This window comes from Corynebacterium sp. HMSC074C04 (genome assembly GCF_001838295.1).
Classification (GTDB): Bacteria; Actinomycetota; Actinomycetes; order Mycobacteriales; family Mycobacteriaceae; genus Corynebacterium; species Corynebacterium amycolatum.
On record NZ_KV836268.1, the window covers coordinates 1 to 437 of the forward strand.

The 437-nt window shown below is 54.7% G+C and carries 1 rRNA gene; it reads left to right on the forward strand.

From position 1 onward, the window contains the following. Positions 1 to 436 (forward strand): 23S ribosomal RNA (locus tag HMPREF3011_RS01235); the annotation flags it as partial. Position 437: the final 1 nt, after the last annotated feature.

The window sequence follows — 437 nt, forward strand, 5'->3', positions numbered from 1 at the left end:
TGCCAACTAAGCGTTGATCCGAGGGTGTCCGAATGGGGAAACCTGGCCGTCGTTGTGGGCGGTCGCCGTTAGATGAATTCATAGTCTAATTGGTGGTTACGCGGGGAAGTGAAACATCTCAGTACCCGTAGGAGTAGAAAACAATTGTGATTCCGTTAGTAGTGGCGAACGAACGTGGATGAGGCTAAACCGCGTGCGTGTGATACCTGGCAGGGTTTGCGTGCGTGGGGTTGTGGGGATGCATTGTTGCAGGGTCTGCTAGTCCTGCGTTGCGTGTGTGTGGGTGTAGCGGAAGTGGATTGGAATGTCCTGCCGTAGACGGTGAGAGTCCGGTACGTGAAACACTCGCATCTGCAATTGGTGTGTTGCCCGAGTAGCAGCGGGCTCGTGGAATCTGCTGTGAATCTGCCGGGACCACCCGGTAAGCCTAAATACCT